At 67.6% G+C, this 6210-nt stretch carries 9 protein-coding genes; 7 read left to right on the top strand and 2 right to left on the bottom strand.

Annotation, left to right across the window (positions count from 1 at the left end; genetic code table 11):
- A partial coding sequence (locus Q0581_RS09210; protein WP_298699617.1) for an acyl-CoA dehydrogenase family protein occupies nt 1-803 on the bottom strand: 803 nt, incomplete at its 3' end.
- Nucleotides 804-924: 121 nt separating this feature from the next.
- Here Q0581_RS09210 and Q0581_RS09205 point away from each other — a divergent pair.
- Both Q0581_RS09205 and Q0581_RS09200 read left to right on the top strand, forming a co-directional pair.
- On the top strand, nt 925-1473 hold the full coding sequence (locus Q0581_RS09205; RefSeq protein ID WP_298699615.1) for a cytochrome b: 549 nt from the start codon (nt 925-927) through the stop codon (nt 1471-1473).
- Nucleotides 1470-2387 carry an L-threonylcarbamoyladenylate synthase gene (locus Q0581_RS09200; RefSeq protein WP_298699613.1) on the top strand — a complete coding sequence of 306 codons (918 nt, stop codon included), beginning with the start codon at nt 1470-1472 and terminating at the stop codon, nt 2385-2387. The genes Q0581_RS09205 and Q0581_RS09200 overlap by 4 nt, the downstream gene beginning before the upstream one ends.
- 11 nt (nt 2388-2398) lie before the next feature.
- Here Q0581_RS09200 and Q0581_RS09195 read toward each other — a convergent pair whose 3' ends face one another.
- The gene (locus tag Q0581_RS09195) at nt 2399-3472 is read right to left on the bottom strand and encodes a PA0069 family radical SAM protein (RefSeq protein ID WP_298699611.1); all 1074 of its coding nucleotides are present in this window, start codon (nt 3470-3472) and stop codon (nt 2399-2401) included.
- A 69-nt stretch (nt 3473-3541) separates the two neighbouring features.
- Between Q0581_RS09195 and Q0581_RS09190 the strand changes: the two genes are divergently transcribed.
- The 5 genes from Q0581_RS09190 to Q0581_RS09170 all read left to right on the top strand — a co-directional run bounded on the left by Q0581_RS09190 (nt 3542) and on the right by Q0581_RS09170 (nt 6155).
- Nucleotides 3542-4381 carry a 2OG-Fe(II) oxygenase gene (locus Q0581_RS09190; protein ID WP_298699609.1) on the top strand — a complete coding sequence of 280 codons (840 nt, stop codon included), beginning with the start codon at nt 3542-3544 and terminating at the stop codon, nt 4379-4381.
- A gap of 80 nt (nt 4382-4461) precedes the next feature.
- Entirely contained in the window at nt 4462-5034 is a 573-nt protein-coding gene (locus tag Q0581_RS09185; RefSeq protein ID WP_298699607.1) for a DUF2239 family protein, read from the top strand.
- A 24-nt stretch (nt 5035-5058) separates the two neighbouring features.
- The gene (locus tag Q0581_RS09180; protein ID WP_298699605.1) at nt 5059-5340 is read left to right on the top strand and encodes a type II toxin-antitoxin system RelE/ParE family toxin; all 282 of its coding nucleotides are present in this window, start codon (nt 5059-5061) and stop codon (nt 5338-5340) included.
- Nucleotides 5315-5656, top strand: a complete 342-nt coding sequence (locus tag Q0581_RS09175) for a HigA family addiction module antitoxin (protein WP_298699604.1) — start codon at nt 5315-5317, stop codon at nt 5654-5656. Before Q0581_RS09180 ends, Q0581_RS09175 begins: the two co-directional genes overlap by 26 nt.
- Before the next feature lie 79 nt (nt 5657-5735).
- Nucleotides 5736-6155 carry a hypothetical protein gene (locus Q0581_RS09170; RefSeq protein WP_298699602.1) on the top strand — a complete coding sequence of 140 codons (420 nt, stop codon included), beginning with the start codon at nt 5736-5738 and terminating at the stop codon, nt 6153-6155.
- The last annotated feature ends 55 nt before the right edge of the window (nt 6156-6210 follow it).

The following is a 6210-nucleotide window of genomic DNA, read 5'->3' as shown; positions in this document are numbered from 1 at the left end:
TCATAGCTCATGACGCAGGTGGGCGAGGCGTGGATGCCCAGCTTGTGCTCGACGCCGACAGGCCGGAAGGCGTTGCGGGCGCCCAGGGAGCCGTCGGCATTGACCAGGAATTTCGGGGCCAGGAACAGGCTGATGCCCTTGGGCCCCGGCGGGGCGTCGGGCAGGCGGGCCAGCACCATGTGCACGATGTTGTCGGTGGCGTCGTGATCGCCCCAGGTGATGAAGATCTTCTGGCCGTTCAGCGCATAGGTTCCGTCGCCGTTCGGCGTCGCGGTGGCCGTCAGTGACCCCAGGTCGGTGCCCGCATGCGGTTCGGTCAGGACCATGGCGCCGGTCCATTCGCCGCTGACCAGACGGGTCAGCCAGATCTCCTTCTGAGCCTCGGAGCCGACCGCTTCCAGCGCCTCGATGGCCGCCAGCGACAGCATGGGGCACAGGCCGAAGGCCATGTTGGCCGAATGCACCGTCTCGAACGCCGCCAGCTCCAGCGCCTTGGGCAGACCCTGGCCGCCGGCATGAACCGGCGCCGCCAGCCCGGTCCAGCCGCCGGCCGCGAACTGGCGATAGGCGTCGGCGAATCCCGGCGCGGCCGTCACGGCGCCATTGGCGTATTGCGAGCCCTTCTGGTCGCCGATGCGGTTCAGCGGCGCCAGAACGCCCTCGGAGAACTGGCCCGCCGCCTCCAGCACCGCATCGGTCACCTCGGCGTCGAAATCGGGAAAGGCGTCGCCCATCAGGGCGTCGGCCCCGGCGATGGCGCGCAGGGTGAAGGCGATGTCGCGAAGCGGGGCGCGGTAGGTCATCGTGCGATCTCTCTTGGTTCAGGCGATCCATGCCGCGCCACACGGCTGCGACGCAAGGGCCGCTTGGCGAGACGGTTCCGATCCGCCAAGCTGGCGCCCTGCCGTCACGGAAGGGAAGAGTGTGAGCGAAATCCGCAGCCATTACACCGGGGTCGCCATCGGGCTGCACTGGATCATCGCCGTGCTGGTGATCGCCCAGATCGGCCTGGTCATGGCCGGCGACGCCGCCCAGGGCCCGGACGCACGCCTGTTCCGCGACACGCACAAGGCGGTGGGGATCAGCCTGCTTGTCCTGACCGTGCTGCGCATCGTCTGGCGCTTCATGAACCCGCCACCGCCCATGCCGGAGGCGATGAAACGGTGGGAGAAGACGCTGGCTTCGGCCACCCACTGGCTGTTCTACGCCGTGCTGCTGATCCTGCCGCTGTCGGGCTGGCTGGCGTCGTCGGCGGCCGGGCGCGACATCAGCTGGTTCGGCCTGTTCAACTGGCCCCTGCTGCCCATCGGCGGCGGGCGCGAGGCGGCGGGCCAGTTCATGGACGTTCACCGCATCGTGGTGAAGGGTCTGTATGTCCTGGCCATCCTGCACATCGGCGCGGCGCTGAAGCACCAGTTCGTGGATCGCGACGGGGTGCTGGGGCGGATGCTGCCCTTCCTGGCGCGACGATGAGCGACACCGACCAGGCGGCCGTTGCGGCGCTGGCCGATGGCGGCCTGGTGATCCTGCCGACCGAGACGGTCTATGGGCTGGCGGCCGACGCCGGGAACGCCCAGGCCGTCGCCGACATCTTCGAAGCCAAGGGAAGACCGCGCTTCAACCCCTTGATCGCGCATGTTTCCGATGCGGTTCAGGCCGAGCGGATCGCGGTGTTCGACGACCGCGCCCGACGCCTGGCCGACGCCTTCTGGCCCGGCCCCCTGACGATCGTGGCGCCCGTTCGGGACCGGGACGAAGTCTGTGATCTGGCGCGCGCCGGCCTGGACAGTGTGGCGGTGCGGGCGCCGGGCCACGCGCGGGCGCGGGCGGTGATCGCGGCCTTTGGGCGGCCGGTGGTCGCGCCGTCGGCCAATCGCTCGGGCCGGCCCAGTCCGACGACGTTCGAGGATGCGGTGGAGGAAACCGGATTCGCCGCCGGGGCCGCTCTGGATGGCGGCGACTGCGCCGTGGGGGTGGAATCGACCGTGGTGTCGGTGCTGGACGGGCGGCTGACCCTGCTGCGCCCCGGCGCGGTCACACGCGACGAGATCGAGGCCGTCGCCGGGCCGCTGGATACGGGCGGGCAGGGGCATCGCTCGCCCGGCCGCCTGACCGTGCATTACGCCCCTGACGCCCCGGTGCGGATCGAGGCGGATCAGGCGCGGCCGGGCGAAGTCCTGCTGGGGTTCGGTCCCGGCGTCGGCGATCCCGATCTGTCGCTCAGCCCCACCGGCGACCTGCGCGAGGCGGCGGCCAATCTGTTCCGGCGGCTGCGTCAGGCGGACCGGCTGAAGCCCGCCGGCATCGCCGTGTCACCCATCCCCCAAACCGGCCTGGGCGAGGCCATCAACGACCGCCTGCGCCGTGCGGCGGGCCATGTGGGCTAGGGCGCGCAGTCTCAGGCGTCGAACAGGTCCAGCTGCGTTCGCGCATCGGCCGGAACGCGGAACCGGCTTTCGTCCAGCGGCGCGCGGGGCGCATCCAGGCCGTAGCGTTTGATCGCCGCCTTGAAACGCGTAGCCAGCAGGTCGGCGACCGGGCCGGTCCCCTTCATGCGCTGGGACCAGTCGGGGTCATAGTCGCGGCCGCCGCGCGTCTGGCGCACCAGAGACATGACCCGCGCCGCGCGGTCGGGCCGGGCGTCGGCCAGCCATTCGCGGAACAGGTCCTTGATCTCCAGCGGCAGGCGCAGGGTCACATACATGGCGCTGGTCGCGCCCGCCTGGGCCGCCGCCTCCAGCACCGCCTCCATCTCATGGTCGTTCAGGCCGGGGATGACGGGCGCGAAGCCGACGCCGACCGGGCATCCCGCATCCGCCAGCCGCCGAATAGCCTCCAGCCGTTTGGCGGGCGTGCTGGCCCGCGGCTCCATGTCCCGCGCCAGCTTGCGGTCCAGGGTGGTCAGGGAGACGAAGGCCGAACACAGTCCCGCACGCCCCATGGCCCCCAGGATGTCGGCGTCGCGGGCGATCAGCACCGACTTGGTGATGATGCTGAACGGGTGGTTGAACCGCTGCATCACCTCCAGCACCGACCGGGTGGATTTCAGTGTGCACTCGACCGGCTGATACGGGTCGGTGTTGCCCCCTATGTGGATGCGCCGGCAGCGGTATCGGGGGCGGCACAGCTCTTGTTCCAGCAGACGCGCGGCCTCGGGCTTGAAGAAGATCCGGCTCTCGAAATCCAGGCCCGGGGATAGGCCCATCCAGGCATGGGACGGACGGGCGTAGCAGTAGATGCAGCCATGTTCACAGCCTTTGTAAGGGTTGATGGATCGGTCGAAGCCGACGTCGGGACTGTCGTTGCGGGCGATAATCGTCCGCGCCCGTTCCGGGGTCAGGGTGGTGCGAAGCGGCGCCGGGGTCGCATCGTCGGCGGTCCAGCCGTCGTCGAAGTCCTCGGTCGTCGTCGCCTCATACCGTCCGCTAGCGTTGGATCGGGCCCCGCGTCCTTTCGTCGGCTGTATCGCCATGGCCCGACCATGCGCGCACAAGCGGAACAAAGCAAGAACATTCTTCTCCCCAAGACAGGCGCATCCGGGGTGGCTACAACCGTGGCCATGTGGAACCTGTTCAAGCGCGCCCATCCTTCGGCCCCTGGCGCGGGGGATTTTCACACCGTCTTCGCCGACGGCGCCGACTTCGCCGCCCATCAGGCGCGGCAGGCCGAGGCCTATCGCACCGCCGACCCGTTCCCGCACATCGTCATCGATGGCCTGTTCGATCCGCGCGCCCTGCGCGACGTCGCGGCCGAGGTGCCGTCACCCCTGACCCAGCGCGACCTGTTCAACCTGGAGGTCAAGCATCTGCAGGAGAACAAATTCGCCTGGCGCGACGTGGCGCGCATGGGGCCGAAAAGCCTGCGTCTGATCCACTATCTGTCGGCCAAGCCGTTCGTTGAGTATCTGTCGGCCGTCACCGGGATTCCGGGCCTGGTGCCCGATCCGTATCTGTGGGGGGCGGGGTTCCACCAGATCCTGCGCGGTGGGCGGCTGGCGGTGCATGCCGACTTCAACACCCATCCGCAGATGGGGCTGTATCGGCGGCTGAATGTGCTGGTCTATCTGAACGAGGACTGGGACACGGCCTGGGGCGGCGATCTGGAGCTGTGGACCGTCGATATGGACCGCTGTGCGCAGAAGGTGGCGCCGCTGTTCAACCGGATGGTGGTGTTCTCGACCACCGACACCTCGTACCACGGCCACCCGGACCCGCTGGACTGCCCGCCCGACGTCGTGCGGCGGTCGCTGGCGCTATATTATTACACCCAGGAGCGGCTGCGCGACGATGTCCACGCCACCCTGTGGCAGGCCCGGCCCCAAGACGAAGGCGACCTGGCCCAGGCGGTCGAACAGGCGCGTATGGACCGCGAGAGGCGGTGATCGCCAAGGATTTACCCGGGCGATATTGACGAGCTGATTTTATCCGGGCAAATCCGCGTCTCGACCCCAGGAGACGCGCGATGATCCCGACCCCCGACATGGACTGCCTGGCATTCGCCGGTCACGCCCTGATCGCGCGCGGATCGCCGCGGGATGTGCTGCCGGCCGTCATGGGGGCCAGCGAACGGGCCGGTGAGACAGGGCGGGGCGTCCTGGTCTTCGACCGCGCCAGCGGCCGCACTGTGGAGTTCGACCTGCGCGGCGATCTGGAGACCGCCCTGGCGCGATTGCCGACGGCGGCGCCCGAGGCGAAACGCGGACCGGGCCGGCCGAAACTGGGGGTGACGGCGCGGGAAGTGACCCTGCTGCCCCGCCACTGGGACTGGCTGGCGACCCAGCCGGGCGGGGCGTCGGTGGCCTTACGCAAACTGGTCGAGGCCGCGATGCGCGAGGCCGAAGGACCGGATCGGGTGCGCCGGGGGCGGGAAGCGGCCTATCGCTTCATGACCGCCCTGGCGGGGGACCTGCCCGGCTATGAGGACGCCGTGCGGGCGCTATTCGCCGGGGATCAGGCGGGACTGGAGACGGCGGTGACGGGGTGGCCGGAGGGGGTAAGCGGCTGTGTGGCGGACATGCTTTCTTGTTCCTCATAACGTTATGCGTTATATTTACGCGCGATGATCCGCAGCTTTCGTGATCGCGAGACGGAGAAGTTATGGGCCGGCGCACGGTCGCGGCGCCTGCCTGGCGATATTCAGGATGCGGCGTTGCGAAAGCTGCGTCTGCTGAACCAAAGCGCCGTGCTGGACGAGCTTCGCGTCCCGCCCGGCAATCGGCTGGAGGCCCTGTCCGGCGACCGGAAGGGGCAGCATTCGATCCGGATCAATCAGCAGTGGCGGATCTGTTTCCGCTGGAGTGATGGAGGCTGCGACGATGTCGAAATCTGCGACTACCACTGATCGGCTCGCCGATATCGGCCATCCCGACGACTGGCTGAAGAATCCCACGCCGGGCGACATCCTGCTGGAGGACTTCTTGAAGCCTATCGGCATGAGCCAGACCGCGCTGGCCAACGCCATCGGGGTGCCGCCGCGCCGGATCAATGAGATCGTTCTGGGTAAACGCGCGGTCACGGCCGACACCGACCTGCGTCTGACGCGGTATTGGGGTCTCAGGCCGGGGTTCTTTCTGGGCCTCCAGGCGGATCATGACCTGATGGAGCAGCGGCGAAAGATGGGCGCGGCCCTGGAGATGATTACTCCGAGGGCGGCTTAATCCACAGGCAAGCGAATTCGCGCCTTGCCAACTGCCGCCTCCCGGGTTGATGTTCACTTTGCGTTCAGGGAGGGTTCATATGTTTTTTGAAGACGAGAACGGTTGGAGCTACCCAGTTTCAAGCGTCGTTCGAGTTCGCAAAGATCAAAAGGCCAATGTTGCCTTGGTCGATTTCGCCGACGGTGGAGTTCGAGTTAATCTTAGCTACTGGGAAAGAGTTGTGGAGCGCCGAGTATCGCAGATTTGCGTAGCGCAGCCGGATACTTATGTTCTTGATCCCATCCAAGAAGGAGAGTTCTACGAACTCGTGACGGTCGTCGGGTGGGCTATCTTGGAGAACGGGGAGGTTGCCCCGGTTACAGGAGACGGAATCGACGAACGAACGAGAGCTTTGGTGATGCCAAATGGCCGTGTCATCGAGCCCGAGCACATGATGCACCGCAGCGTCGATGCTTACCTCAAAAATCAGAATGCAAAGCTCTGGGTAGACGCCGACTAACCCACCTTCACCCGCGTCGCCGCCTCGGGCAGGTCTTCCCCGAACGCCCGCTGAT

It is taken from the genome of uncultured Brevundimonas sp., assembly GCF_937863155.1.
GTDB lineage: Bacteria > Pseudomonadota > Alphaproteobacteria > Caulobacterales > Caulobacteraceae > Brevundimonas.
Note: the sequence above shows the minus strand (reverse complement) of the source record. Positions and strands in the feature narration are given on the sequence as shown.

Bases quoted from the DNA above. Each gene is read 5' to 3' on its own strand.
- Q0581_RS09200 (WP_298699613.1), top strand. From the start codon at position 1,470: ATGAGCGACACCGACCAGGCGGCCGTTGCGGCGCTGGCCGATGGCGGC.
- Q0581_RS09195 (WP_298699611.1), bottom strand. From the start codon at position 3,472: ATGGCGATACAGCCGACGAAAGGACGCGGGGCCCGATCCAACGCTAGC.
- Q0581_RS09185 (WP_298699607.1), top strand. From the start codon at position 4,462: ATGATCCCGACCCCCGACATGGACTGCCTGGCATTCGCCGGTCACGCC.
- Q0581_RS09180 (WP_298699605.1), top strand. From the start codon at position 5,059: ATGATCCGCAGCTTTCGTGATCGCGAGACGGAGAAGTTATGGGCCGGC.
- Q0581_RS09175 (WP_298699604.1), top strand. From the start codon at position 5,315: ATGTCGAAATCTGCGACTACCACTGATCGGCTCGCCGATATCGGCCAT.
- Q0581_RS09170 (WP_298699602.1), top strand. From the start codon at position 5,736: ATGTTTTTTGAAGACGAGAACGGTTGGAGCTACCCAGTTTCAAGCGTC.